Here is a 26,957-nt window from a genome sequence, read left to right on the forward strand (position 1 = left end):
CAAAACGACGTATTTCACCCGCCTTGGGGCGGTTGTGCGTAAGCGTACGGGGAACACGCCTTGCGCAAGTCAGCCCGGCATCCACTGATGCGGCAAAAGTTGGTCAATCTCACTGGCCTTGTGCGTCGGCAACCGGCTCAGCACATCCTTGAGATACGCATACGGATCATGCCCGTTCATGCGCGCCGACTGGATCAAGCTCATGATCGCCGCAGCCCGCTTACCACTGCGCAGCGATCCTGCGAACAACCAGTTAGATCGCCCCAAGGCCCATGGTCTTATCGTGTTCTCGACAGGATTGTTGTCGATGGGCACAGCCCCATCGTCCAGGTAGCGCGTCAGCGCTACCCAGCGTTTCAAGCTGTAGTCCAAAGCTTTGGCCGTAGCCGATCCTTCGGGCACAAGCTCGCGCTGAGCCAGCATCCATTCGTGCAACTTCTCAGCGATGGGCGTCGCTTTTTCCTGACGTAATCGCTTGCGATCTTCATCGCCCATTTCCTTGGCTTGCCGCTCAACCTCGTACAAACCGCCAATCGAGTGCAGTGCCTGTTCGGCCAACTGACTTTTATTCGCCACGTGCAGATCGAAGAACTTGCGGCGGGCGTGAGCCATACAGCCGATTTCGGTGATGCCCAGCTCGAAGCTGGCCTTGTAGCCTGCGAAGTCGTCGCACACCAGTTTGCCGTTCCAGGAGCCGAGGAAGTTGCGGGCATGTTCACCCGCGCGACTTGGGCTGAAGTCGTAGACCACCGCTTTAAGCGCCGAAAATGGCGTGGTGCAGTAAGCCCATACATAAGCGCGGTGAGTTTTCTTTTCGCCGGGTGCGAGCATCTGCACCGGCGTCTCGTCGGCATGGACAACTCGCTGCGCCAGTACTGCTTCTCGCAGCGCATCAACCAAAGGCTGAAGCTGCACGCCAGTTTGCCCGACCCATTGGGCTAGCGTTGAGCGCGCAATTGCCAAACCGGCGCGGCCGAAGATTTTCTCCTGACGGTATAGCGGTAAGTGGTCGGCGAACTTCGCCACCATCACGTGAGCGAGCAGGCCTGCAGTAGGTATGCCCTTGTCGATTACCTGGGCCGGCACCGGTGCCTGGATCAGCGTTTCGCACTGGCGGCAGGCCCACTTTCCACGCACATGCTGCTCTACCGTGAACACGCCCGGTGTGTAATCCAGCTTTTCGCTGATGTCCTCGCCGATGCGCTGAAGTTGGCAACCGCAAGCGCACTGAGTGTTTTCCGGCTCGTGGCGGATCACTGTGCGTGGAAACTGCGCAGGCAGCTGCGCACGTCTGGGTTTCTCACGAGGCTCGGCCGGTGCAGTTGGCGGATTGGCCGCCTTCAGCTCGGCTTCGATTGCTGCAAGGTCGGTGTCGAGCAGGTCGTCGAGGAGGCTGCCTTGGTCAGGGCTCAGTTGCTCACTGCGCTTGGCGAACTTGTGGCGTTTGAGGATCGCGATCTCATGGGCAAGCTGCTCATTGACCGTTTCGAGGCGTTGGATCTTCTGGCCCATCGAGTCGACCTGGGACAGCAACTGCAAGGCCTGCTCGGCCAAGGCGCGTAGCTGTTCTGGTGTCATCTGGTCGAGGCTGGGCGAGGAAGTCATGCCGCTGATTGTGCCAGAGCAGGCGATCAGCGGCGATAAACCGATGGGCTAATAGAAGGTGTTATAGCACTGTGATGGTGCCTCCCGCGCCGACTCGCTGCCAAGGCAAGCCCAGCACCAGCGCCTGGAGTTGCTCGCTGTCGAGTTGTACTTCCAGGCCACGATGGATGCCAGGCCAGTGAAACTTGCCTTGGTTCAATCGCCGCGCAGCAAGCCAGATGCCGACACCGTCGTGCACCAGGACTTTCATTCGGTTGGCCCGTCGATTGGCAAAGAGATAAGCGCAGTGCGGCTTCGCCGCACCAAATACCGCAATCACTCTGGCTAATGCTGTTTCCGTACCGGCGCGCATGTCCATAGGCTCAGTGGCGAGCCAGATGGCGTCGATGCGGATCACTGGGCAAGCCCACGGATAAAGCGGGCGCAACCATCTGGGTCTGAAGATGGCCATTTCACGGTGAGTATTTGCTGGCCGAAAGGAATCTCGAGGCTGATAGGTATTGGCTGATCTGGCTGGGCTGTGGGCGCGAGTTTCACTGGAACAAAAGCGGGCGGCGTCGGTGGCTGGCAATTGCGATACGCAGGAATCCATTTTCGAACCAGGTTAGCGTTGATGCCGTGACGCAGGGCAACGCTGGCCATTGATACGCCCGGTTGTAGGCATTCCTGGACGACTTGGGCTTTAAAGGGCTTGGGGTAAGAGGTTCTTTGGCGCATGGAAATCCTGACAAGAAGGGTGATGGTGTCCACGTATTTTTTAGGTGGACACCATCGCCCTTATGGCTGGGATCGGGTAGGTGAGTTCGCCGGACGATTACGGTTGTGCTTCAGGTCTATTTCGTCATGCTGTGTTTGGGATGAAGACATAGGAATCAACCAAAATATGCAGGCATTGTAGGAGCGAATTTATTCGCGAAGGGGCCGGTGCATCCAGCCCATCATCTGTGTCATACAGCCTTTCGCGAATAAATTCGCTCCTACAGTTTTGGCATTATTGCTCAGGCATTCTGTGATTCTTCTGCCTTTGCTTCGCTCAGGTTGGCCTTGAAATACGTCATGAAGTCCTGTCCCCGGGCAAAGGCTTTTTCGAGGTCGGCACTTTGCTGTTTGAGGGCCGGGCTTGGTGTGGCCTGTTGTTCAGGAGGCAGAGGTTTTGACCACTCGGCAATCGAGTCGGGCATGGATTTCATGCTGTAGCGTTGGTCCCATGCTGCGACCCAGTACGGGAAACGCCACCATGTGACGACATGGCTCAAGTACCACCAGCCGACGCCCAGTATCGAGCGTTCCTTGTGCTGGTATTCCTCGCGCATGTCTTCGCGTTCTTTGTCGAAGGTATGAGCGCCTTCGTGGGTGGCCTTGCCGGGGCAGAAATCCGGGCCTTTTTCCATGTAGACGCGAATGGCTTCCCACTTGGCCAGCCCATGAGTCGGTGTCATGACTACTTGCCTGAGAAAATGCACCTTGTCATTTTTCGGATCGTCGATAGCCATGCCAAAGGTGTAACTGCTCATCACGCCCACCCCGGTATAACCAGTGCTGACCGATACCCAGGCGACGGTGTCTTCCCAGGGCTGAATGACCGGTTCATTGGAACCGTCCGGGAAGAAACAGACTTCCCGGCGTTGACGGTTGAAGCGTATCGGGCGAGTGCGGGCTTTAGCGCGTGTGGTGCTGACAACGGCGTATATACCAATGAGTGCGGCCGCACTTCCTGCCCAAAGTGAACTCCATAGTCCGAACACAAAGAAATCACTGAAGTAATACCAGAACGTTCTTCCAAACGAGTTAAAGAATGTCCCAAAGCCCATTATTATGGGAAGAATTATAACGAACGCGATGATTGCCAACATAGGCAGCATTACGCACAGTCGAGCTTGATAAGACTTGCCTTGATTGCTGCTCCCCACGTCCAGATAGACGTCATTGACCTCAAGAAAGCTTCCTCCGAGATCCATTGGTGGTTGTCCGGTAGGCACGGGAAGTGGTGACATAAACACACTTTCGCCGGTAGCAAAACGACGTATTTCACCCGCCTTGGGGCGGTTGTGTTTGAGATCCAGTTCGTCGTTTTGATCGGGTTTGGAAGGCATAGATTCAACCAGAAAATAGGCAAGTGGGATGGCTATAGAATATCGCTGTTAACCAGTAGCCAAGGAGCATCAGTGGTGCGAGTCTTCAATACAGTAACCTCTGAAAGCAGCTTGTTATCTTTCCCACCCAGCGAGGTGGTTTCAAAGCGTTTCTCCCGTAAAGCCGTATCGCCGGGAACCGGGTGATACTTCAAGACAATAGCCAGACCATGCTGTGCATTGGCCTGGTTCTGGAATATTTCCAGACCTAACTTGAGCGGAGCATCGGGAGGGCTTAGCAGGTCGAGTCGATACAGCAAGGGCTCGCTCCAGGGTTCCCAGTCATTACGTTGACTGTTTTGCAAAAAGTAGGCGCTGATGCCAAAGCTGGCGTCGTTGAGTTCTCTGGCTGTTATACCGGGCAAGCGCACGATTAGCATGGGCTTGTTATCGATATGTTCTAGCGAGACCGTTGGCGAGGAGGTAATGTCGGCCAGCGAGAGACGCTCTTCAGTTAAGGTTCGATTTTTGCTCTGTTTACCCCAAGTGCTTTCCAGCAACCACTGATCAAGCTTGGTTTTATTGTTGCGGTTATACAGCCATTCTCCACCGAGCTGTAGGCCTGTGAGCACCAGGCCAATCAAGTTGGCACGGGCGGCGACGCTCAGCAGTTTTCCACCTGCAGTCACCCAAGCAAGCGCACGTGCCTGGGTAACACTTGTCATTGCTCCATAGGAATATTGGGCGGTTCTGGCAGCCGCCCAGCCATTGACAACCACTTGTCCGGAGTCGCCGGCTAGGGCCATGCTTGCGCCTGCCAATGTAGCGCCATTACCTGATCGCAATGCTTCTGACCAACGTGCGTAGGACCCTTTTTCACCGGCGATGCTGAAGCCGGCTGCGAAAAGCCCAAAACCATAAGCAGCAAAGCCCAAACCGCCAGTAAGTTTTCCTAACTTTGCCGACATTTTGATTTGCGCAGCCTTACTTGAGTAGTTTCCAATGGCAACGGTGAGGCTCGTGATTACAATACCTTGGGCAGCGGCAAAAATGCCTCCCATCATTGAAGCAAAAGCATTTATAAGCGCCAGTTTGTCGGAAGCGTCCACATCCTTTTTATTGAAATACTCGCTAGCCACCGTCGTAAAGTTAACAATCTGCAAAACCGCCGCCGCCGAAGCAAATAAATCGCCCCCGACAGGTGTGAAAACAGCCTTGCTGACTCCCTTGAATGGACGCTTGAGCCGATGGTCGTCCGCCATTCTATCGAACTCAAGCTGCTGAGCATTGTTAAGCCCGGCGATCTTGAAGCCCGCTTTGCCTGCTCCATCCCCGACGGGACTCATGGCCTGAGCAACGCTTCCTTCAAGAGGCAGAACAGCCTGTTGCAGGGCCTTGCGTTGAGCCGCCAGTGGTTTGTAGCTGCCTTTGGGAAGCTGGCCTTTATGTTCTTTGGCCAAGGTCTGTTTGATCTGATTTTTGAGTGATCGCATTTTCTGACGGAGCTCGGTCAGTTTTGCGACATCCTCATTGAATTTCTTGATCTGGCTGGCCGAGGAGAACTGAAGCGTTATTCCGTTTTTATTGAAGGCCTGCAAAATATTTATCCAGGAGGCCCCTGGAATATTGCGCAGCACCTTTGATGGATCGAATGGCTGACCACTGCGCAAACCCTGCATCGCATCATTGAGTGCGCCTGCCAGGCGTAGCTGTTTCGCTGGATCGTAAGCGGTGTCACGTAGCTGGCCGAGCATCATGTCGGTGTCGGTAAGCTGAAGGGAGTCTGGCAGATGCTGGGCCAGCAGATTGCCAAACTTGCCGCTAAGATCCTGTGTGCCGGCATAGTCTTTCTTGACCATGAGGGTGTCACGCAGTGACTTAATGAATGACATAAGCTTTGCATGCAGGTCTTTCTGGTCGGCCTGGCTCAAGGTTATAAAGGAGGAGATCGAAAGCCCTGGTTGTTTCTCAATCAGTTTGGCGAGTTTTTCTGTCGCGTCGTCGGTCCGGCAAATATCCTTGAGCGCTGCATATTCAGTTGCCAGAAGGGCATGCCGTTGTCCTTGAGGCTTTGGATCGAAATACCAGGCTGAGCGATGGAAGCGCTCCTCGGTCACCAGCTTGATGCGATCCTCGGTGATCAACTCCAGCCGTTTGTTCCAACGCACCAGATGGGCTTGTTGCTCCTTGATGAATGCTTCCATGGGCGTTCGGTTAACCAGGTCATTGATGCCCTGTTGACCCATCTTTGCGCCTTCAAGTGCCTCGTCGGTATTGCCATCAATGGTTTCGATCAGGTCCTGGTACTTGGGATAGAGCGCCCCCAGGCTTTCTCGCATCTGCATCTTTGCTCTGGCAACGCTTACCGGCGTTGACCATAAATTGGCAAACTTCTGTTGGTTTTTAAGGTTGACGTAATCCGCGATGCGTTGCCGTTGTTCGGCGTTCGTTTCATCCTTGAGCGTGGCAAAGCGTGGATCGCCCTGCGACGCTTTGAGAATGCTGTCGCCGGTCACGGTGTACAGGGTTTCGATGTAGCAACCCATGACATATTTCTTCTGCGTCTCCTCCGAATTACTCCAGTCACTGACCCAGCCCGCGACCAGATCCTGATGTTCGGCGAGATCGCGCAGCACGCCGATATCATCCTGTATGACCAGATACAGATGGTCCTGCTCATACTCGCCCTTGACCTGCTTTTTCAAGGCACCGAGTTGAGTTTTCTTGAATTGGGTCGCTTGCTCCCAGAGGTAGTCCTTGCTTTCCTCGGGTTTGGCACCTGCAATCGCGGGTGCCTTGCTTGGCTGTTCGGCAATCTCAGCGATCCACTTTTCTGCCTGCTTGGGTGTCAGCAGGTTGGCCGCACCTTTCTCCGGGTCGGCCTTGGCAAGACTGACCTTCTGCATGAAGTGCTCACGCTCGGATTTGTGCTTGATGACCTGCGCGCATTTGGCGGCAGTCCATTGCACTTCGGAGTAGTTGACATAGAGAGTGTCCGAGCGCGGAAAGACCAGCGCGGCTTCGCCTACGTTGTTTGTGCGTTTATCGGCGCTGACTTCGCTTTTGTTCCACAACAATTGGGTCACGATGCCATCTTGAATCCGGTATTCATGAAGGATGGCTTGAGGCTTCTTGTCGACGATGACGTAGAGCCAGCCGTCGCGGATCAGGCGAATGCCCAATGGACGTGAAGTGGTCTTATACGGCATTACCAGTTCGCTCGACGGGTCGAGTCGCTCGACCAGGCCATAGCGCAGAGGGATGAGCTGAATCTTGGCTTTCATCAGGGGGCAGCCGCCCATGGCGGATTTGCCATCGTCTCGGCTCTTTGCAACGGCGTTCGGGCTTTTGCCGGCCGACGTGGGCGTGGTCATCCTTGGCTCCTGTTGAAGGCTTCAGCCCGTTCCTGTGCAATATCAGCGACCCGTTCGAGTCGCTGGGCGGGCGTTTGTTCCGATGGGGTCTTGAGAATTGCATCGAGGTCTGGATGATCTTCCAGCGCTCGCTCCCCCAGAAACCCGTGAATATTGGCGTAAAGGGTAATGTCGAGTTCGGTGTTGAAGCCTCGGTCATAAGAGGTCGACGCAAGGGTATGCAGATGTTCCCAACGTTGCAGGGGTGTGGCTTGCGCCTGATAGGACGGGAAGTATTCGTGCATGTGTTCATCGAGCCGAAGGACAAGACTGCGGAAATTCACTTCGTTTAGCTGGCTGAGTTGTTCGTCGCTCAACCGGTAGAGCTGCTTGTGGTCAGGCTCCAGTGCCTTGCCCGGTCGTTGATCCACATGCCAGCACCCCAACGCTGCATCGGCAGTGACGATCTGTGTACAAGGACCGAACAGGGTCGCGTCCTTGATGCTGTTTGCATGAGCGAGCAGGGCATGGGTCACGGCGGGATCGGCGATACGCAATAAAACTTCTTCACCTTGCGGATGCACCACACTGGTGAGCCAGCGAAAATGCGCGACCATGCGATCCCATGGCTGGTCGCTGAAAACAAGGTAGCCCCACTCTTTGGGGGCCGCGCTCAGGAATTGCATCAGGATCGGGTTGTTCTGTGCTTTTACCCGGACAAGGCAGGGAGAAATATCACCCAGTTCTGCCCACCGCGTACCCAGGTAAAGCGGCTCGAACTCCGGATTGTCCGACCACTGATAGAGGTGCCGTGGCAGATGCTCGACACTCACGCCATCGAGCAGTAAACCTACCGTGCCGTTCCACGGCAGGCCTTTGGGAAGGCCATTTTCCAGCGCCCACTCGGACTTAAGCATCCTGCGCCTCCTGCTTGGCAGCTTCGCATACCGCACAAATCGGCTTCTTCTGCATCAATGCCTGACGCTGTGCCGGGATCAGCAGTTTCCCGGCCTTGTCCGCATCCGCCTGCTTCAACGGCCCCGGCAACAACGGCGCTGCCCCCGTCCCGCTCCCTGGGCTGCCACCGTCATTGACGTTGACCATTGGCCCGCTCAGGGTTACGCCGCTGGCGTCGATCTTGATGAAGGTGCCGCCGGTTTTGAGGGTTATTTCGCTGCCGGCTTCGATCACGAGTTTCATGCCGCTGCTCAGGTGAATTTCCTGCCCGGCCTCAATGAACTGTCCCGTTCCGATCTTGACGTGCTGGTTGGTCGCGACGGTCAGATGATCGTCGGCCCGCGCTTCAACCTTGCGGTCGGCATAGGTTGTGTGATGCTCCTCGGCCTTGAACTCGCTGTAGCTGTTCTGCTCCACGGTGTCGTGGCGTTCGTTGCCGACGCGGATCTTCTGGTCGTGCTCGATGTTCTCGTCCCAGTCGCGCTGGGCGTGGAGGTAGATCTGCTCCTGACCTTTCTTGTCCTCGATGCGCAGTTCGTTGTAACCACCGCCGCCCGGTGAACTCAGGGTCTTGAAGGTGCTGCGGGTCTTGTTCGCCGGCAGCTCGTAGGGGACGACGTTTTCCTTGTGGTACAGGCAGCCGCTGATCAGCGGCTGGTCGGGGTCGCCTTCCAGGAAAGTGACCAGCACCTCCATGCCGATGCGCGGGATGGCGATGCCGCCGTACTGGGCGCCAGCCCAGGCGGAGGACACGCGCAGCCAGCAACTGGTCTTGTCGTCGGCCTGGCCTTCACGGTCCCAGTGGAACTGGACCTTGACGCGGCCGTATTGGTCGCAGTGGATCTCTTCGCCCTTGGGTCCGGTGACCACGGCGCTCTGGCTGCCGAGGATGCGGGGTTTGGGGTGCAGCAGCGGCGGGCGGTTCGGCACGTCCCAGGGCGTGGCCTTGAAGCGGTTGCGATAGCCCTGATGGAAATCGTCCTTGAGCGCTGTCGTGTCGCTGGTCACCGACTCTTCCAGCACTTGAGGCTGTTTGCCCTCGTGGACGATTTCGGTCAGCAGCCACAGGTCGTTCCACTTGGCCTTGGGGTGTTGGGTCAGGGCCAGGAAATGGCCGCTGACCAGCAACGGTTGATCACTTTTGCCTTCGGCCAGCTGGTAGTCGCTGCGATGACGCTCAAGGGCGCGCTTGGCCAGGTGCTTGCCGCGCTCGCGGTCCACGAAACGACCCGGGTAGTCGTAATCCTCGAGGTCGGGCAGAGCGTCGCCCCGGTTTTCGCTTTCCAGCGTCAGGCGGGGTTTCTCGAAGTCGTAATCGCGACGGGTGGTGCGGCTGGTGCGGGTTTCCAGGCGCAGGTCGAAGCGCTTGATGACCGGGTCGTTGGCGACCAGGCCGGAGTCTTGCTGATAGGCCACGGGGGCGAGTTTCGGGAACACCGTCTGGTCATCGCCGAACACCAGCTTGTGGGCCGTGCGGCTGTGCTGGAAGTGGTAGTGAATCCCTTCTTCCTCGCACAGGCGCTGGATGAAGTGCAGGTCCGATTCATCGTACTGAACGCAGTAGACGCGCTCGGGATAAACCGACCCGACCTTGAATTCGTAGGCGTTGCTCTGGATGCCATGCTCTTCGAGGACCTGGCCGATGATTTTCGGCACGCTGAGGTTCTGGAAGATGCGCTGGTTGATGCGGTGGGCCAGGTAGGACAGTTGCGGGCGCAGGGTCACCGAGTAACGGGTCAGTCGCTTGCCGGAGTCACCCTGGGCGGCACGATGGATCTGGCCGTGAATGCCGCTGCCGTCCGGCGAAAGCTGCAGGAAGGCGGGCTTGTGCAACAGGGTTTCAAGGTCCAGGGACGGCTGCTCGCTGACCAGTTCCACGTCGAACACGAACGGTTGGCTGATGGCTTCCCGTCCGTTGAGGGCCAGGACTTGCAGGTCGCTGTTGGAGCCTTCGATGGTCAGGCTGAAGTGGGTCTGATTGGCCGGCGCGAACATCCCTTGTTCCTCGATTCTGAAAGGGCGTAAACAACATCGACCAGCAGAAGCTGGCCGATGCTTGAAACCTCAGCCGTCTCAGGCCACAGGCGAACGCCAGTCATCGGAGCCCGAAGTACCGGACACTTCGTGGGTCCAGGTGATTTTGCGGTAGGTCATTTCGATGTCTTCCAGGTGCGTGAAATGCGCGTTCGCAGGGTCCTGGCAGTTGTGCATGTAGTCCTTGGAGCTGACGAGGATCGCGTCTTCCAGAACGGTGGTGTAGTAGTGCTCCTGAGTGCCTTGAGCCGAGGTGCGGAACCATTTGATTTCGACTTTGCTCAGGCGCTCGCCGGAAGTCAGGGCCGCTTGCAGCAGAGGCGAGGACTTGTCGAAGACCTTGGTGATTTTCACCGGCTTGTGAACGCGCTGGCCGGTTGGCTGGCCGGACTGTGGGTCACGCGGGATGATCACGTCGTGATGGAAGGCTTGCACCATCACTTCGTCTTCGTGGCCTTCCTGGAAGGTGTTGCCCACGGAGTCGGCGGTGAAAGCGCCGGCAGTGATCAGGCCTTGTTTTTCGCCGGTGATGGACATGTACGCGGGTGTAGCCATGGATGCTCTCCTTGCTGAAACTTGAGGGTCCCGGGAGGCGAATTTGCCTGGTGGGTGGCAAATACTCATCAAGCTTTGTGCCAGTCCGAAAAATAGCTATATAAATCAATACTATGCATGATTTGTTCGTGGCCTTGAGGACTTTTCATGGGTGAAATCTCTTGAAAGTGCGCAAGAAGTTGCGCACCACTGCGCAACTTCTTGCGCACTCGTCTACAGGCTTCTAAACACAAGCCTTGTAGAGAACTGTCCACAGGTTACTCACAAAAAATTGCGCAACTTCTTGCGCATAATAGCGATGTGATGTCATTCGGGTAGGAAGCGCCTCAAGAGTGGTTTTTTGGAGAGCTTCATGAGGCGAGGAGCGGTTCACAGGCCACAATCCGTCGCAGCCAAGGCTCAAGGTCTGCGAGTCAACGGGGGGAAGTGGGAGGCAGCTTGCTGGCGACTTCAGCATACAGACGCAGAATATCTGTCGGTTTTCAGGCCTTTTTCGCCAGCAAGCTGCCTCCCACAAGTTTTGCTCATGCCTTGACTGATCGGTTATCAAACCACCTTGAAGCGGTTGACCAACCCTTGTTGAAGCTCGGCCAGACGTGCCAGTTCGCGGCTGGTATGAGCCGTTTGTTCGGCGCCTGCGCTGACTTGAACGACGAGTGTGTTGATTTCGTTGACGTTGCGGTGGATTTCTTCGGCCACCAGGCTCTGTTCTTCGGCAGCCGAGGCGACCTGAATGTTGCGGTCGCTGATGCTCGCGATGCCGTTGGCGATTTCCTCCAGCAAGTCGCCTGCACGTACCACGTTGCTTGCGCCTTCCTGAGCCTTGTTCAGGGTTTCCTTCATGGATTGTGCTGCGCTGTCGGAGCCGGCTTGCAGGTTTGCGATCATGCTCTGGATGCTGACGGTGGAGTCCTGGGTTTTCTTGGCCAGTTGGCGTACTTCGTCGGCCACGACGGCGAAGCCACGGCCCTGTTCGCCAGCCCGTGCGGCTTCGATGGCAGCGTTGAGTGCCAGCAGGTTGGTCTGCTCGGCGACACCACGGATCACGTCCAGCACGGAGGAAATGGAATCGCTCTCGCCCTTGAGGTTATCGATGATCTGCGAGGTCTGTTCTGCCTGCACCGAAAGGTCCTTGATCAGGCGAATGGTGTTGTCGATCTCGGTCTTGCCCTGGACGGTGCTGGTGTTGACGCGCTGTGACATCTCGGCGGCGTCGGTGGTGCTGCGAGCGACATCCTTTACCGTGGCACTCATCTCGCTGATGGCCGTGGCGACCTGATCGGTGCCCAGACGTTGCTGGGCTACGTTCTGGCTGGTCTGGACCGCAACCGCCGAGGATTCATCGGCTCCCAGAGCGACTTTGGTGGTCGCGCTGCCGATCTCCCGGATCACTTCGCTGATCTGCTGCGCCATGTTGTCGAGGTTGCGCGAGATTTCACCGAACTCATCCGTGCCGGTGTATCGGGTTCTGACAGTCAGATCCCTTGTCGACAGGGCGATCAGGGTACGGTTGACATCGCTGACCGCAAATTTGATGTTGCGGATGATCAACTGTGACAGGCAAAGCACTGCGATCAGCATCACAATCACGGTCGCGATGGCGATATACAGGCTGCTCTGTGCACTTGCGCGGGCATGGGTTGCCAGGTCCAGTACGGCCTGACTCAGTTCTTCCTCGACAGCACCCATCTGATCGATACGGTTGGTCGACAGGTTGAACCAGTCTTCAGGCTTGATATTGAGCGGGTCACCCAGTGGCGTGTCGAAGGCCAGACGCTGCAGACGGGCCACTTCGAGCGAACCGGGTTGCTGAAGGACGTTGTCCATCTTGGTTTTGAAGATCTGCGGTGCCCAGCGCTGGAAGGCTTCAAAGTAGCCGCTGAATTCCCCCAGGTTACGGCTGAAACGCGACAACAGGCTCGCATCGAAACGATTCTGGTTGAAGGCCAGACCGAGCAGCACTCGCTCGCGACCGGCACGCTCTTTCATCGCCACGAACTGGTTGAGCGAGCTCAGCGCCCGAAGGATTGCGGGCTCATCGACACTGGCTTCCAGCGAATAGGTGAAGTCGACCAGGTTTTTGATGATATCTGTGAAGCGCGCACCCGACTCAGTGCTGTTGAGTCCCATCGCATCTACCTTCTGACGCAAGGGGCCCAGCTCGTCTATGGTCTGCAATACCTTGTCCAGGCCACTCTGGCGAGGCAGAGCCTTTATCACTGCGGCTGCCTTGTCGGTGTCTGCACGGAAACTCTTGAGCTTGTCCTGCATGGACTTGCCGCCGCTGCCCAGGAATACCCCGCTTGCACCTCGTTCGCGCTGGAGGGTCGTGACCAGGTTGCTCAGTTTTTGTGCAGTGCTGCTGGCCGAAACGGTGCGGCTCATGGCATCCAGAGACTGGATCTTGTCGGCAATGTAGATACCGGAAAAGGCTAGAAGCCCAAGGAGGGGGAACATCAGAATGAGCATTAACTTCATACTCAAAGGAGCATTTTTAAGCATTGCAGACCTCATTTCTTGCAGACTGACCGTAAACGGATGTGTGTTGCTATCGCTCCTTGCTGTAAGGAGTTGCATAGATGATCGAATATCAGCCTGCCATAGCGGTCTTGCCTCCGTTTGAGTGTATCGGCAGCTCAACGGTAAGCTTTATGGGTTGTGCGCACTGTTGGTGCGAAGATGGGTGAGGGTGGTGCGAAATGGGGCGCAGTTATTAGTGAACAAATCCGCTCCCTGAAAGAGTTTTTTGTAGGGTTTTAGGCAGTTAATCGCATTTTTTGTAAAAAAATTGCGAATATTGATGATAAGTGATAGCTTCGCATGATGTTAATGCGGGGTGCTACAGATGCTTGTTCAATACCGGGTACAAAATTTTTTGTCGTTCAACACCGAACAGACATTAAGTATGTTGGCGTCAACGTCAACCAAAGAAAATCATCATCAAAGTAATGTGTTTGATGTCAACGCATTGGGAATAAGGAGTCTGGTAAAAAGCGTCGCGATTTTTGGTGCCAATGCTTCAGGTAAGTCAAATCTGTTTCGTTCCTTGGCCATTTTTAAGCACTTGGTATTAGGGGCGCTAACTTCGATTACCTCTGAGCGGATTGGTTTTTCCATCCCGTTTTTCCTGAAAGAAAACTATTATGATAGACCGACTGAGTTTGAAGTGACCTTCCTGAAAGGCGACAGGCTCTATAGATATGGCATAGCCCTTGATGATGGTATTATTACTGAAGAGTGGCTTTACTGGACTCGTGAGTCCAGAGAAACACTGCTTTTTCATAGAGAAGGGCAGGAAATAAATTTTAACCAGCGCTCTTTTTCTGAGGCAAAACTTTTTGTTTCAAGATTCGGTGATAAAAATATTGTTGAAAAAACAAAACCGACTGTACCTTTCATTGCAGTATTGTCTTCCTTCGATGGAGAAAAGTCTAATCAGGTTGTCGAGTGGTTTAGGAACTTTAATGCTATTTCTGGCATTTCAGATGATGGCTATAAAGAGTTTACGACTACCCTTTATCAGAAAGACCCTGAGTTTAAAGCCTGGGCTCTGGACGTTCTGAAAAGTGTCCAGATCGATGATGTGGAAATTATCGAGGAAGAGGCGAAGGGGCCTTTGTCATTTTATGAGGGAAGACATTCTTCTGGAGCTGCCTCCGGTATGGAGCCTTCGGTAAAAAATGACAGTGGTAAAAGCAAAAAGATAAATATTGTGAAATCCAAGGGCGAGGACGGTGAACGCTATGAAGTTCCCTTTGCCTTAGAGTCGGAGGGCACCAAGAAATTATTCTATCTGTTGGGGCCTTGGTATAACTCAATAAAAAAACAAGAGGTTTTATTTGTTGATGAATTTGACAGCAAGTTTCATACCCTGCTGAGCGAATTCATCATCAAGCTCTATCATGAAAAAAACACCCAGGGCAGTCAGCTCTTGCTGACCTGTCATGACACTAACTTGCTGGATAAAAAGATTTTTCGTCGTGATCAGATATGGTTTGTCGAAAAAAACCAAGAGCAGGAAAGTGAGCTGTTTTCGCTGTTGGAATACAAAGAGCACTACACACGAAAAGGCGATAGCTACAGTAAAGATTATTTAGCCGGAAAATATGGCGCCATTCCCCTGTTTTCAACGTCTCAGCTTTTGGATGAGGTTTGCGATGGGGAGGGATAGATCCGGGCGTGGCAAGCTTGAGCGTAAAGAGAATACCCGTGAGGAGCGCAAGCCTGTTGTGCTGGCAGAGCTTATTGTGTTCAGTTTTAAACACCTTGAGGAGTCTCAGCCCAAAGATGATCCTCAGACCCTTCAAGTGTGGCAGCAGGAAAAGCTGTTTCCTGCTTTATTGACGCGTCTGAAAGAGCTGTCTCGTTTGACCCGAGACGAGGCTGTTAAACAGCAGCTTATCAAGGTATATGGTGACTTTCCGCCTCGTAGTGATTTCACCGCCCCAAGCCACATTGACAAAAATGTGGCTTGGGGCGTGATAAAGGGAGTGGGTGGCCAGAGGGGCACGGTGGCGGGCTATATGATTGAAAATACGTTTTATGTGGTATTTCTGGATAAAGACCACCGCTTCTGGATAACAGAAAAGAAAAACACATGATCGTGTAAAACCTTACAGCACTTTGTCCAGCCCGAAGCGTTTTTTCAATCCTCCTTCCAGTAGCCCCTTGGGCAACAGCCATGACATCAGCGGCAAGACCCGCGAGCCGTTGCCCAAGCGCAGCAGGCGTGGCGGGTTTGCCTGCTGGATGGCCTTGAGCAGTTCCCGGGCGAAGTCGGTGGCTGGCGTCGGGTTGTCCTGGGATGCTTTGGCTCTGGAGCGGATGCCTTCGCGTATGGGCCACCAGGGGGATTGTTCGCTGATCAGTTGTTCGGCTTCATGGGTGGCGTTTTTCGCGAAACTCGAGGCGATGGCGCCGGGCTGTACTTCCATGACCTGAATCGAGAACGGTGCCAGTTCCAGGCGCAATGCATCGCTCAGTGCATGCACAGCCGCCTTTGAGGCGCAGTAGGCTCCAGCAAAGGGAGTGACCAGCACGCCCGAGACGCTGCCGATATTCACCACCAGCCCTTTGCTGCGCCGCAAGGCCGGAAACAAGGCCCGGGTGACGCCCACCACGGAAAACACATTGGTCTCGAACTGACGCTGCATGGCCTCTACGCCACCATCGAGCAGCGGCCCCATCGCGCCATAGCCTGCGTTGTTGATCAGCACGTCCACGCCGACGCCTTGCCGTTCAAGTTCACTGGCCAGGTGTTCCAGGGCGGAGCTGTCATTGACGTCCAGTTGGATGGCGCTGAAACCGGCAGCATTGAGGCCTGCGACGTCTTCAGCCTTGCGTGCCGTGGCCCAGACGTCATAACCCGCGTTTTTGAATGCGTCCGCCAGAGCCCGGCCAATGCCGCTCGAGCAGCCGGTGATAAGTGCTGTAGGCATGTGGTTTTCCTTAATCCGAGAAGCTGCCTTGAAGGTGTTCGGGACGAAACTCCAGGCTTTGTGGGCGATAGCCCGGCCGCAAGGGAGGTAACGGCAGGCAATCCTGCCACTGACTGCCTGGCTGCAATGCACCGGGACCGCTGTAATGCGGTGCAGTGTAGGCGTCTTCAGCCAGGTTCACGGTATCGCCGGGTGCATAGGCCGCCACGCGCCAGCGTAGTTCGCGCAGGGGAACCGTGTTGGTATTGTCGATGAGCACCAGCAAGGGTTTGCCTGCCGGGCATTGTTGCGGCGCGTAATCCAGACGCAACCCCAGGCGCTCCAGTTGACGCGCTTCGCGGCTGTCCTGCCAGATCACGACGGTAGCGACTACCCCCAGGCCTGCGGCAGCCGCCAGTGATACCGGCAAGGCCTTTGCCGGATAGCGCAGCAGCAGGATGAGCCAGGTCAGGATAAGCACAATACCAATCAGCATGATGTGCATCTCGTCAGCATGGAAGCTGGCATCGTACCGAAAGGCAGGTGGGCTTTACCAATGGCAGTCATGAATGACGGGATATTCTGCCTGTCCCTGTTGTGTCGAGGTTAATTCTTCAGGTCGCAGCCTAGACAATGCTGTACTCGATGGACTCTTTGCCCGCCACCCAGATATCAGGCGTTATGCTGAGAAAGACCTGAATCCTGGCCTTGTCGCCAGGCTTGAACGCCTTGAGGATTTCGTTCTGTTTGACGGCATCAATCGAATCTTTTCCCTGTTCAAGGTTGAGCCGGGTCGAGATGATTTTGCCACTGTTGTCCGGGGTGGAGAATGTCATCAACACTTCATGGAATGCCCCGTCCTCGAAGCCCGGTAGTACAAGCGTGAACCCTTTGTTGGCGATGAGGGCGCTCAGTTCTGCGCGCTCGTTTGCTTCGCGTATATAGGGCTGTGTGACAGACTCGGAGACGGCCCCGTCACTCAACGGTATTGTGAATTGTGTGGTTTCAGATGGATTTTCGGGGGTGTTGATCTCGACCGTTACGCCAGTAACGTCTATGCCTTCGCTGCTCATTTTTGACTGTCCTGAAAGATAGAGTGTTTTTATAGGTGTGTTATATCGATTGGTAATTACGTGCTGTCTTATCGCTACTCTCGTGTCGAGAGGCTTAAGCAAGCCCGGTAACTTTCAGTCAAGCCTGTTTGCCGAGGCTTATGACATGGGGCGACGAGTGGGGGAGTATGTGTGGCTACAAGCTACAAGCTACAAGCTACAAGTTCGCAATTGGCTTGAGGCTTATAGCTTGAAACTTGACGCTTACCTGCCACTTGTCCGGGCCAGGCTTTTACCCATTGCAGGGGTGAGTGGCTAGATAGCCCGAAGGATTCCTGACCTGTTAACTATTCACGCGGCAGCATTTAAACGATGTTGTACTCGATGGAGTCTTTACCGGCCATCCAGATGTCACCATAGACCCTGAGAAACACCCGGATCCTGGCTTTGTCTCCGCGCTTGAACGTGCCGGTGATTTGGTCTTTTGTCACGGTATCAATCGAGGCCTCCCCTGATTTGAACGTAATCAAGTTCGAGTTGATATTAGCGCTATAGTCCAGTGTGGAAAAAGTCATGATCAGCTCATCAAAGATCTCTTCCTTGAAGGCCGGAAGTACCAGAGTGAACCCTCTGTTTGCAATGCTGACATCCAGTTCTGAAGTTTCGTTTGCCTCGCGTACATAAGGCACCGTGATAGCCTCGGAGGGAGTGGCGTCACTCAGTTGGATTTGCAGGTTTATAACGTCTGATTTGCTTTTGGTAGTGCTCATTTAATTTCATCCTGAAATAAATTTATAAAAGGTATATGGGTTTTTAATGCGGGGTGGTAGGTGTCTATTTGATGGCCAGATGTTACTTCCATGTCATGATGTTTGAACAAGGTTAAGAGTGTCTTGAAGAATATGTCTACTGTTATTTGTTACAGGAGGCGACAGACGGATATGTATAGAATTAATGGTTTCAAGGCGTAAGGTTTTTTGAGAAATAAGTTACAGATTGTAATTTCGGGCAGCACGTGAGTAAGTTGCTTGAAACTTGAGGCTTATAGCTTGCCGCCTAAAACTCCACCTATCCGAAACTTTCTCTGCGCTGGCAACCGCTGAACTAGCCTTCATGCAGTGACTGGCAGAGGTTCACGCCATGGATGGCTTATCCGCAGATCTACATCGAGACACACCGACGCTCGCGGTCGTTGATCCGCGGCGTCTGTCTGTGCGCTCCGTGGCCTGGTACCGCAAGCAAGCCAATGATGCGCCTGCCTTGCGTATCAATCGCTCGCTCTTTGATCCGGCTGGCCGGCCGATTGGCAGCCACGACCCCAGGCTCTGGGAAGAAGGCGCGCCGGCCAATCTCGTCAATGTTCATTCCCTCAGTGCTCAAGTGCTGGCCAGCGAAAGCGTCGATGCCGGTTGGCGGGTTTCGTTGCTGAGCGAAAGTAGCGAAGTGCTGCAAGCCTGGGACAGTCGAGGCACTGTCCGGCGTGTGGAATATGATGAACTGCTCAGACCAACAGGTGTTTTTGAAAATGACCGCTGCATTGAGCGTCTGGCGTATGGCGATGTTGATTCAGTTCCCCACAACCAGTGCGGCCAGTTGATTCGTCACGACGACCCGGCAGGCACGTGTTTGAATATCGAGTTTGGCCTGACCGGCGCAGTGATCGAGCAGACGCAGCATTTTCTCAAGGACTTCACCGGCCCCGACTGGCCCGAATCGCTGTCAGAGCGCGACGCCTTGCTGGAACCTGGTAGCGGCGCGACCACGGGCTGGGCTTATAACCCGCTCGGCGAGGTCATCGGGCAAACCGATGCGCAGGGTAATGTTCAGCGTTTTGCCCAAACGGTGGCAGGTGAGTTGCACTCCTGCCATTTGCAACTCAGCGGGCAGCCTGAGCAGATACTGGTCAATGAGATTCGCTACGACGCCCAAGGCCGTGTGGAGTCGGAAACGGCAGGTAATGGCGTAATCACCACTGCTCGGTATGGTGATGAAGACGGTCGGCTGCTTGAGTTGAAAGCGATACGCAGCGCCGGTGAGTTATTGCAGGGCCTGGCTTACGACTACGACCCGACGGGTAATGTCATCCGCATCGAAGATCGTGCCCAGCCGATCCGGTACTTCGCCAATCAGCGCATCGAGCCGGTTTCAACGTATCAATACGACACGCTGTATCAACTGACAGAAGCCACGGGCCGAGAGTTGGCGACGGTCAATCACGGCCCCGTCTTTGCAGATTTTCAGAGCCCAGCGGACCCCGCACAACTGGCCAATTACACGCAGACCTACGATTACGATGCGGGTGGCAATCTGAAGCAGTTGACTCATGTCGGGTCGCAAAGTCATTCCAGAACGCTGGTTACAGCCAGGCTCAGCAACCGAAGTCTACCGGTGATCAACAACCAGCCACCCGACGAAGACACCATTGCTGCCGCCTTCGATGCCAATGGCAACTTGCTGCAACTTCAGGCTGGGCAAACCCTGATCTGGGACCTTCGTAACCAGTTGCAGGAGGTAAGGCCGGTTGCGCGCGAGTCCGGCGTCGACGACAGCGAGCGCTATATCTACGACGCCAGTGGCCAACGCCTACGCAAAGTGCGCACGACCCAGGCCAAGGCCGTCGCCCATATCGCAGAAGTGCGCTACCTGCCGGGTCTGGAAATCCGCACCGATACTGCGACCGGCGAAACCTTGCAGGTGATCACGGCACAGGCCGGGCGCAACGGCGTGCGTGTTCTGCACTGGCAGGCCGGAAAACCTGCCGAACTGACCAATGATCAATACCGCTACAGCCTGACCGATCATCTGGGGTCAAGCACCCTGGAGCTGGACAAGGATGCTCAGATCATCAGCCAGGAAAGTTATTACCCATTTGGTGGGACTTCATGGTGGGCTGACCGCGATTCTATTGAAGCCAACTACAAGACGGTGCGTTATTCCGGCAAAGAACGGGATGCGACCGGGTTGTATTACTACGGCCTGCGGTATTACGCGCCGTGGTTGCAGCGTTGGATCAATCCGGATCCGGCGGGAACTGTGGATGGTTTGAATCTGTTCTGTTTTGTCAGGAATAACCCATGCAGTGGTTTTGATAGTGACGGCAGGGGGTATAAAGGTATTAACGATGAATTTGAGAAAGGAACAGAACAACGTCGGAAGATCATATACCGGGGTTTGGAGGAGATGAAAAAAGCGGGCGAGAAGGGGTTGGTAGCGGATATTGATCTTGCTATCGAGAAAAGCGTGTTCCTGATGACTCGTGAAATGAATCGCTTGAAGAAAAATGATGCGTCCTCCCTTTTCGAATTCATTGGTATGCGACCTCCTGAGGACTTGAGTGCTTCAAAAGGCTATATAGGGCATGTGATTGCCGGTTATGAAAAACTCATCAAAGCTATGTCCCGCTATCAGAAAGGTGGGGACTTGCGTGAGCAGTTTGTTTTTGTGAAAGACGTCGAGAATGAGCGGCGCTTCGCACATGTGGGCAAGGATGATCCACACAAACGTATATTTTTTACAGGAACCTTTCGGGTGCAAAGTCCTGTGTCAAAAATCGGATCTCTCATACATGAGATATCGCATATTGAATTGCAGACCAGTGATGATTTTTATTACGAAAAAGACGCGGTGTTTTTATCTATGAAGCCCGATACTGCGACCTACGCTTTGAAAAATACAATTAATAATGCCATTGCGAAAAATGTTCGCTTACGAGAAGAGTACAAACCCAAGGGGCCTGGCGCTCCATCATTCAGAGCATGGTTGACCACTGTCGCGGATTTCTGGGGTGTTTATACCATGGCGCAAATAACGCCTGAAGAAAGTGCGAAGTTTCACGGCTTATCCAAAGACCGCTTCGTTCAGGTCCGGAGTAGAAGCAGTGACCATCCTCCGCGCAAAGAGGTGTTGTGGCAGTGAGTCAAAAAAAACCAACGACACCCTGCGGATGGAGATACGCAGGGTGTTGCCAGGGGGCTGACGCACTTCCTGGCTACAAGCTACTTGAGGCTTATAAATAAAAAAGCTGCAGCTTAGAGCCCCCAAGGACAAAACATGAATAGTCGATCTGCCGCATTATACCGGCATACGCCAGAACTACAGAGGATGGACCCTCGCGGCCTTCCTCTGGCCGCGGTGGCTTTTTGTCGTAGGGATGCAGCCGAGGAGCCTCAGGTTCGTGTCCATCGAAACTCTTTCAATGCTGCGGGGCGTGCCGCTCTTCAGTGGGACCCGAGGTTATGGGCCGACCAGGCGCCTGCCAATCTCGCGATGACTTACTCTTTGAGCGGTCGGATGCTGGCCTGTGACAGCGTCGATGCCGGCTGGCGCTTGGTGCTGCCGGGGGACGCAGGCCAGGCGGTTGAAAGTTGGGATGGGCGAGGAACCGTGAGTCGTATTGTTCACGATTTGTTGCTTCGGCCGATTGCCGTGTCTGAAGGTTCTCTGTGCGTGCAGCGGTTTTCCTATGGGGGGCCGGATTCGGCTGATCAGAATCTGTGCGGTCAATTGATTCGCCATGACGATCCGGCGGGCACGTGGCTGAATAGCGAGTTCGGTTTGAATGGTGCAGTCATTGAGCAGACGCAGCATTTTCTCAAGGACTTCACCGGTCCCGACTGGCCCGAATCACTGACAGAGCGCGACGCCTTGCTGGAGCCCGGTAGCGGTGCGACCACGGGCTGGTCATATAACCCGCTTGGCGAGGTCATTCGGCAAACCGATGCGCAGGGGAATGTTTATGCGTTGGCGCATTCTGTTGCTGGTCAGTTGAAAGAGAGCCGCTTACAACTCAAGGGCAAGTCGTCGCAGGTTATCGTCAGCGATATTCACTACGACGCTCAGGACCGGGTCGAATCTGAAGTGGCTGGCAATGGTGTGATCAGTACGGCGCAGTACCAGAACGAAGACGGCCGTCTGGTGCAACTCAGTTCCAGGCGCAGTAACGGGCAGGTCTTGCAGGAGCTGACTTACAACTACGACCCGGTCGGCAACGTGATTCATATCGAAGACCGTGCCCAACCTATCCGGTACTTCGCCAATCAGCGCATCGAGCCGGTTTCAACGTATCAATACGACACGCTGTATCAACTGACAGAAGCCACGGGCCGAGAGCTGGCGACGGTCAATCACGGCCCCGTCTTTGCAGATTTTCAGAGCCCAGCGGACCCCGCACAACTGGCCAATTACACGCAGACCTACGATTACGATGCGGGTGGCAATCTGAAGCAGTTGACTCATGTCGGGTCGCAGAGTCATTCCCGGATTCTGGTGACCGCTTTGCATAGCAATCGCAGCCTGCCAGTGATCAATAACCAACCGCCCAGCGAAGAAGACATCGCCGCAGCTTTTGATGGCAACGGCAACCTGCTGGCATTGCAAGCGGGGCAAACCCTGAGCTGGGACCTTCGTAACCAGTTGCAGGAGGTAAGGCCGGTTGTGCGCGAGTCCGGCGTCGACGACAGCGAGCGCTATATCTACGACGCCAGCGGCCAACGCCTACGCAAAGTGCGCACGACCCAGGCCAAGGCCGTCACCCATATCGCAGAAGTGCGCTACCTGCCGGGTCTGGAAATCCGCACCGATACCGCCACCGGCGAAACCTTGCAGGTCATCACGGCACAGGCCGGGCGCAACGGCGTGCGTGTTCTGCACTGGCAGGCCGGAAAACCTGCCGAACTGACCAATGATCAATACCGCTACAGCCTGACCGATCATCTGGGGTCAAGCACCCTGGAGCTGGACAAGGATGCTCAGATCATCAGCCAGGAAAGTTATTACCCATTTGGTGGGACTTCATGGTGGGCTGACCGCGATTCTATTGAAGCCAACTACAAGACGGTGCGTTATTCCGGCAAAGAACGGGATGCGACCGGGTTGTATTACTACGGCCTGCGGTATTACGCGCCGTGGTTGCAGCGTTGGATCAATCCGGACCCGGCGGGAACTGTGGATGGGTTGAATCTGTTCTGTTTTGTCAGGAATAACCCATGCAGTGGTTTTGATAGTGACGGCAGGGGGTATAAAGGTATTAATGATCTGCGTGAGCTGTCTCTTAAATATATCAGGAAGCTGAATGTTAAATACCGAGGGGTTGAGGAAATGCAGAAGGCGGGTGAGCATCCTTTGGTCTTTACTCTCGATGTTGCGATAGATACAAGTCTGCAAATGATGGAACGCGAAGTGAGGCGTTTGAAAGCCAATGATGTGACCAGGCTCTATGAATTTGTGGGCGCTCCGGTTCCAGATAACTCGAATCATGAAGATACGTTTGCGACCTATGTGGCTGCCGGTTATGAAGAGCTTATCAAGGGTATGTCTGCCTATCAGGCAGGGGGAGATTTACGTGAGCAACTCGTTTACGTGGAGCATGGAAAGGGACATAAAGACGCTTCAGATACATTGGCATTTACTCTTTTGTATGATCCCAATAAGCGGATATTTTTTAATCAGAATTTTAGAGGGCAAAATGTCATGGGGCGAATAAATACGTTGGTACATGAACTGTCGCACACAGTTTTGGATACGGGTGATGCATTCTATTATGACGTATTCGATACGAGGGCTGATTATCCGGTTGAATATACGTGCGGAGAATTAAGTCGTTATAAGGAAAGAGCGATTGAACAGAACATTGATTTGCGGAAGGGCTACAGATCCTGGGCTCATGGGTTCAAGTCATTTGAAATGTGGTTGGCCCAGAGTGCGGATTTTTGGAGTGTTTATGTCGGTCTTCAGACTTCATCCCAGGAAAACGAGGTTTTGCATAATGTGTCTGTGGACCGTTTCGATACAAGGGCGGACGTCAGGAACGATTTTTCATTCAATGATCATCTAGATCAGATAATGAAACTCCGATCCGGTCAGGTCAGGCGGCCTGACCTGCGATGAAAACCACCCTCTATCCAAAGAGGGTAGTGGTCGCAAGCCGTATCCGCTGAAATCAATGCCGCCCATCCAGTGCATACCTTCCTGACGTTGGTTGACAACTAGCCTTAAGGGACTGGATTCAGGGACGATTCTAATCATGGCTGGCTGGTCCGCTGATTTGCATCGACACACTCCGAGCTTGCAGGTGATAGATCCGCGCGGTCTGCCTGTCGATACAATTGCATTCTACCGTTGCCAAGTGACCGAAGAGCTGGACGCCCGTGTTGGCCATGTGCAATTCGACCTTGCAGGACATCTGGTTCGTACTTGGGATCCTCGGCTGTTGGAGCCACAATTGACGGCCAACCTTTCCATGATTCATTCGCTCAGTGGCAAGATATTGGCCACTGAGAGCGTCGATGCCGGTTGGCGGGTTTCGTTGCCTGGCGAGGGGCGTGAAGAGCTGAACGCCTGGGATGGCCGAGGCACCATTCGGCGCATGGAATACGATGCGTTGCTCAGGCCAACGGGTGTTTTTGAACGTGACCGATGTGTCGAGCGTCTCGCCTATGGTGATGTGCATTCGGCTCCCCGCAATCAGTGTGGCCAGTTGATTCGTCACGACGATCCAGCGGGCACTCTGTTGAGTCGTGAATTTGGTTTGACCGGTGCAGTGATCGAGCAGACGCAGCATTTCCTGCGCACTATCGATTCGCCCGACCGGCCCGAATCACTGTCAGAGCGCGACGCCTTGCTGGAGCCCGGTAGCGGCGCGACCACGGGCTGGTCATATAACCCGCTTGGCGAGGTCATTCGGCAAACCGATGCGCAGGGGAATGCTCATGCGTTGGCGCATTCTGTTGCTGGTCAGTTGAAAGAGAGCCACTTACAACTCCAGGGCAAGCCGTCGCAGGTTATCGTCAGCGATATTCACTACGACGCTCAGGAGCGGGTCGAATCTGAAGTTGCTGGCAATGGGGTGATCAGCACGGCGCAGTACCAGGATGAAGACGGTCGTCTGGTGCAACTCAGTTCCAGGCGCAGTAACGGGCAGGTCTTGCAGGACCTGACTTACGACTACGATCCGGTGGGCAATGTGACTCGTATCGAAGACCGCGCCCAACCTATCCGGTACTTCGCCAATCAGCGCATAGAGCCGGTTTCAACGTATCAATACGACACGCTGTATCAACTGACAGAAGCCACGGGTCGAGAGATGGCGACGGTCAATCACGACCCCGTCTTTGCAGATTTTCAGAGCCCAGCGGACCCCGCACAACTGGCCAATTACACGCAGACCTACGATTACGATGCGGGTGGCAATCTGAAGCAGTTGACTCATGTCGGGTCGCAGAGTCATTCCCGGACTCTGGTGACCGCTTTGCATAGCAATCGCAGCCTGCCAGTGATCAATAACCAACCGCCCAGCGAAGAAGACATCGCCGCAGCTTTTGATGACAACGGCAACCTGCTGGCATTGCAAGCGGGGCAAACCCTGAGCTGGGACCTTCGTAACCAGTTGCAGGAGGTAAAGCCGGTTGTGCGCGAGTCCGGCGTCGACGACAGCGAGCGCTATATCTACGACGCCAGCGGCCAACGCCTACGCAAAGTGCGCACGACCCAGGCCAAGGCCGTCACCCATATCGCAGAAGTGCGCTACCTGCCGGGTCTGGAAATCCGCACCGATACCGCCACCGGTGAAACCTTGCAGGTCATCACGGCTCAGGCCGGGCGCAACGGCGTGCGTGTTCTGCACTGGCAGGTCGGAAAACCGCCCGAACTGACCAATGATCAATACCGTTACAGACTGACCGATCATCTGGGGTCAAGCACCCTGGAGCTGGACAAGGATGCTCAGATCATCAGCCAGGAAAGTTATTACCCATTTGGTGGGACTTCATGGTGGGCTGGCCGCGATTCTATTGAAGCCAACTACAAGACGGTGCGTTATTCAGGCAAGGAGCGAGACGCAACCGGGTTGTATTACTACGGCCTGCGGTATTACGCGCCGTGGTTGCAGCGCTGGATCAATCCTGATCCGGCGGGAGTGGTGGATGGTTTGAATATGTTCCGCTTCGTTCGCAATTCACCTCTGCGGTATACCGATAGTGAAGGCGCTGATCCCCGCGATGTCATTGTTGCGACGGGGTTTTCCAATTTTACCCCCCTGCAGCAAGCCAAGCTGAAAGATGCTCTTGATGTGTCTGCCAAGCTATTGCGACGCACCATCGCTGAGCTGGGCAAAAGTCGCCCTGAGCATGGTGTTTCAAAAGCCTTTGCTGCAACCTATGGCCGGGATCTGCCTCCGGAGTTGAAGAAGTCTACTGTTGCTGGAGTACGAAAAGAGCTAATCGAACAGCAAAATTTTTTGTCATCCCTCCTTAAGCCGGAAATGGCTGAATCCCTTGAGCTTTTCGATACCGATACTGATGTATTGGCCAAAACGTATGTGAGTGATGAAATGCTCAGGGAGTTTGTCCGTATGCAAATATCCAGAACGTTTCTTGAGTCATATCATGCGCTGAACATTGCCCAAACATTGATTCATGAAGCGTCTCATGCGGTTAGTGCCACCGTGGATGCTTTTTACAATGGGAAGAGTTTTCTTCCAGCCAAAGTCAGCCCGGTAGTGGTTAAACAGTGGTCAAAAGAAATCAGAAAGACCCTGAAGTACATCGTGCTGAATGGACCGGAGGCACATGAGTTTGCTCCGTCCGCTTATCGAGATGCCATGCTGGCTCTCGATGATAATGCGGACATAAGGGCGCGTCGAACAGAAGCATTTGGTGATCCCAAAATCCGGGCTTCGTTATTAAGAATGAATGCCGACCATTACGCTGGACTTGTCATGGCTTCAAGACTGCCGGCAAGGCTGATGGCCAAGCGAGTGCGAAGAGAGAGACGTCGAGAGGCTAAACGTCAGAGAGTGGCATGACTGGCATCGGATTGAACCAATAAAAAACCCCCAGTAACACCCTGCGGATGGGGATACGCAGGGTGTTGCCGAGGGCCTGTTGCTCTGTAAGCGACAAGTTGCAAGCTACAAAC

General features: G+C 54.5%; 18 protein-coding genes and 1 pseudogene. 5 read left to right on the plus strand and 14 right to left on the minus strand.

Annotated elements, in window-relative coordinates; translation table 11 throughout:
• Positions 1-69: 69 nt before the first annotated feature.
• From tnpC to KGD89_RS26315, 10 genes and pseudogenes are all read right to left on the minus strand, one after another.
• On the minus strand, positions 70-1,605 hold the full coding sequence (gene tnpC / locus KGD89_RS04905; RefSeq protein WP_025258071.1) for an IS66 family transposase: 1,536 nt from the start codon (positions 1,603-1,605) through the stop codon (positions 70-72).
• Positions 1,606-1,666: 61 nt separating this feature from the next.
• Positions 1,667-2,056 carry an IS66 family insertion sequence element accessory protein TnpB gene (gene tnpB / locus KGD89_RS25945; protein ID WP_244165752.1) on the minus strand — a complete coding sequence of 130 codons (390 nt, stop codon included), beginning with the start codon at positions 2,054-2,056 and terminating at the stop codon, positions 1,667-1,669.
• Entirely contained in the window at positions 1,999-2,322 is a 324-nt protein-coding gene (gene tnpA / locus KGD89_RS04915) for an IS66-like element accessory protein TnpA (RefSeq protein WP_081741908.1), read from the minus strand. Before tnpA ends, tnpB begins: the two co-directional genes overlap by 58 nt.
• Positions 2,323-2,603: 281 nt before the next feature.
• A complete protein-coding gene (locus KGD89_RS04920; RefSeq protein WP_319025683.1) occupies positions 2,604-3,698 on the minus strand; it encodes a DUF6708 domain-containing protein in 1,095 nt (364 codons plus the stop codon).
• 32 nt (positions 3,699-3,730) lie between these two features.
• Positions 3,731-7,051, minus strand: coding sequence for a toxin VasX (locus KGD89_RS04925; protein ID WP_025258699.1), 3,321 nt, complete (start codon positions 7,049-7,051; stop codon positions 3,731-3,733).
• The gene (locus KGD89_RS04930; RefSeq protein ID WP_025258700.1) at positions 7,048-7,947 is read right to left on the minus strand and encodes a DUF4123 domain-containing protein; all 900 of its coding nucleotides are present in this window, start codon (positions 7,945-7,947) and stop codon (positions 7,048-7,050) included. The genes KGD89_RS04925 and KGD89_RS04930 overlap by 4 nt, the downstream gene beginning before the upstream one ends.
• Positions 7,940-9,982: a type VI secretion system Vgr family protein gene (tssI, locus tag KGD89_RS04935; protein WP_025258701.1), complete on the minus strand. Its 2,043-nt coding sequence runs from the start codon at positions 9,980-9,982 to the stop codon at positions 7,940-7,942. The genes KGD89_RS04930 and tssI overlap by 8 nt, the downstream gene beginning before the upstream one ends.
• Positions 9,983-10,060: 78 nt before the next feature.
• Positions 10,061-10,576 carry an Hcp family type VI secretion system effector gene (locus KGD89_RS04940; RefSeq protein WP_025258081.1) on the minus strand — a complete coding sequence of 172 codons (516 nt, stop codon included), beginning with the start codon at positions 10,574-10,576 and terminating at the stop codon, positions 10,061-10,063.
• A 546-nt stretch (positions 10,577-11,122) separates the two neighbouring features.
• A complete protein-coding gene (locus tag KGD89_RS26310) occupies positions 11,123-11,989 on the minus strand; it encodes a methyl-accepting chemotaxis protein (RefSeq protein WP_371874973.1) in 867 nt (288 codons plus the stop codon).
• 39 nt (positions 11,990-12,028) lie between these two features.
• Positions 12,029-13,153 (minus strand): annotated as a pseudogene (locus tag KGD89_RS26315) (nitrate- and nitrite sensing domain-containing protein); the annotation flags it as partial.
• 328 nt (positions 13,154-13,481) lie between these two features.
• On the opposite strand from KGD89_RS26315, the gene KGD89_RS04950 reads away from it, so the two are divergent.
• A complete protein-coding gene (locus KGD89_RS04950) occupies positions 13,482-14,747 on the plus strand; it encodes an AAA family ATPase (RefSeq protein WP_200995188.1) in 1,266 nt (421 codons plus the stop codon).
• Entirely contained in the window at positions 14,734-15,177 is a 444-nt protein-coding gene (locus KGD89_RS04955; RefSeq protein ID WP_025258704.1) for a hypothetical protein, read from the plus strand. Before KGD89_RS04950 ends, KGD89_RS04955 begins: the two co-directional genes overlap by 14 nt.
• A 12-nt stretch (positions 15,178-15,189) precedes the next feature.
• Here KGD89_RS04955 and KGD89_RS04960 read toward each other — a convergent pair whose 3' ends face one another.
• The 4 genes from KGD89_RS04960 to KGD89_RS04975 all read right to left on the minus strand — a co-directional run bounded on the left by KGD89_RS04960 (position 15,190) and on the right by KGD89_RS04975 (position 17,815).
• Positions 15,190-16,014 carry an SDR family oxidoreductase gene (locus KGD89_RS04960; RefSeq protein ID WP_025258705.1) on the minus strand — a complete coding sequence of 275 codons (825 nt, stop codon included), beginning with the start codon at positions 16,012-16,014 and terminating at the stop codon, positions 15,190-15,192.
• Between the two features lie 10 nt (positions 16,015-16,024).
• Entirely contained in the window at positions 16,025-16,489 is a 465-nt protein-coding gene (locus KGD89_RS04965) for a hypothetical protein (RefSeq protein ID WP_025258706.1), read from the minus strand.
• Positions 16,490-16,619: 130 nt separating this feature from the next.
• Positions 16,620-17,066 (minus strand): hypothetical protein, encoded by a 447-nt coding sequence (locus KGD89_RS04970; protein ID WP_025258707.1) that lies wholly within the window; start codon positions 17,064-17,066, stop codon positions 16,620-16,622.
• A 344-nt stretch (positions 17,067-17,410) separates the two neighbouring features.
• Complete coding sequence (locus tag KGD89_RS04975; RefSeq protein ID WP_025258708.1) at positions 17,411-17,815, minus strand: hypothetical protein; 405 nt, start codon at positions 17,813-17,815, stop codon at positions 17,411-17,413.
• Positions 17,816-18,185: 370 nt separating this feature from the next.
• On the opposite strand from KGD89_RS04975, the gene KGD89_RS04980 reads away from it, so the two are divergent.
• The 3 genes from KGD89_RS04980 to KGD89_RS04990 all read left to right on the plus strand — a co-directional run bounded on the left by KGD89_RS04980 (position 18,186) and on the right by KGD89_RS04990 (position 26,844).
• Entirely contained in the window at positions 18,186-20,960 is a 2,775-nt protein-coding gene (locus KGD89_RS04980; RefSeq protein WP_025258709.1) for an RHS repeat-associated core domain-containing protein, read from the plus strand.
• A gap of 135 nt (positions 20,961-21,095) precedes the next feature.
• A complete protein-coding gene (locus tag KGD89_RS04985) occupies positions 21,096-23,930 on the plus strand; it encodes an RHS repeat domain-containing protein (RefSeq protein ID WP_025258710.1) in 2,835 nt (944 codons plus the stop codon).
• Between the two features lie 136 nt (positions 23,931-24,066).
• On the plus strand, positions 24,067-26,844 hold the full coding sequence (locus KGD89_RS04990) for an RHS repeat-associated core domain-containing protein (RefSeq protein ID WP_025258711.1): 2,778 nt from the start codon (positions 24,067-24,069) through the stop codon (positions 26,842-26,844).
• Positions 26,845-26,957 lie beyond the last annotated feature (113 nt).

It is taken from the genome of Pseudomonas cichorii (genome assembly GCF_018343775.1).
GTDB classification, from domain to species: domain Bacteria; phylum Pseudomonadota; class Gammaproteobacteria; order Pseudomonadales; family Pseudomonadaceae; genus Aquipseudomonas; species Aquipseudomonas cichorii.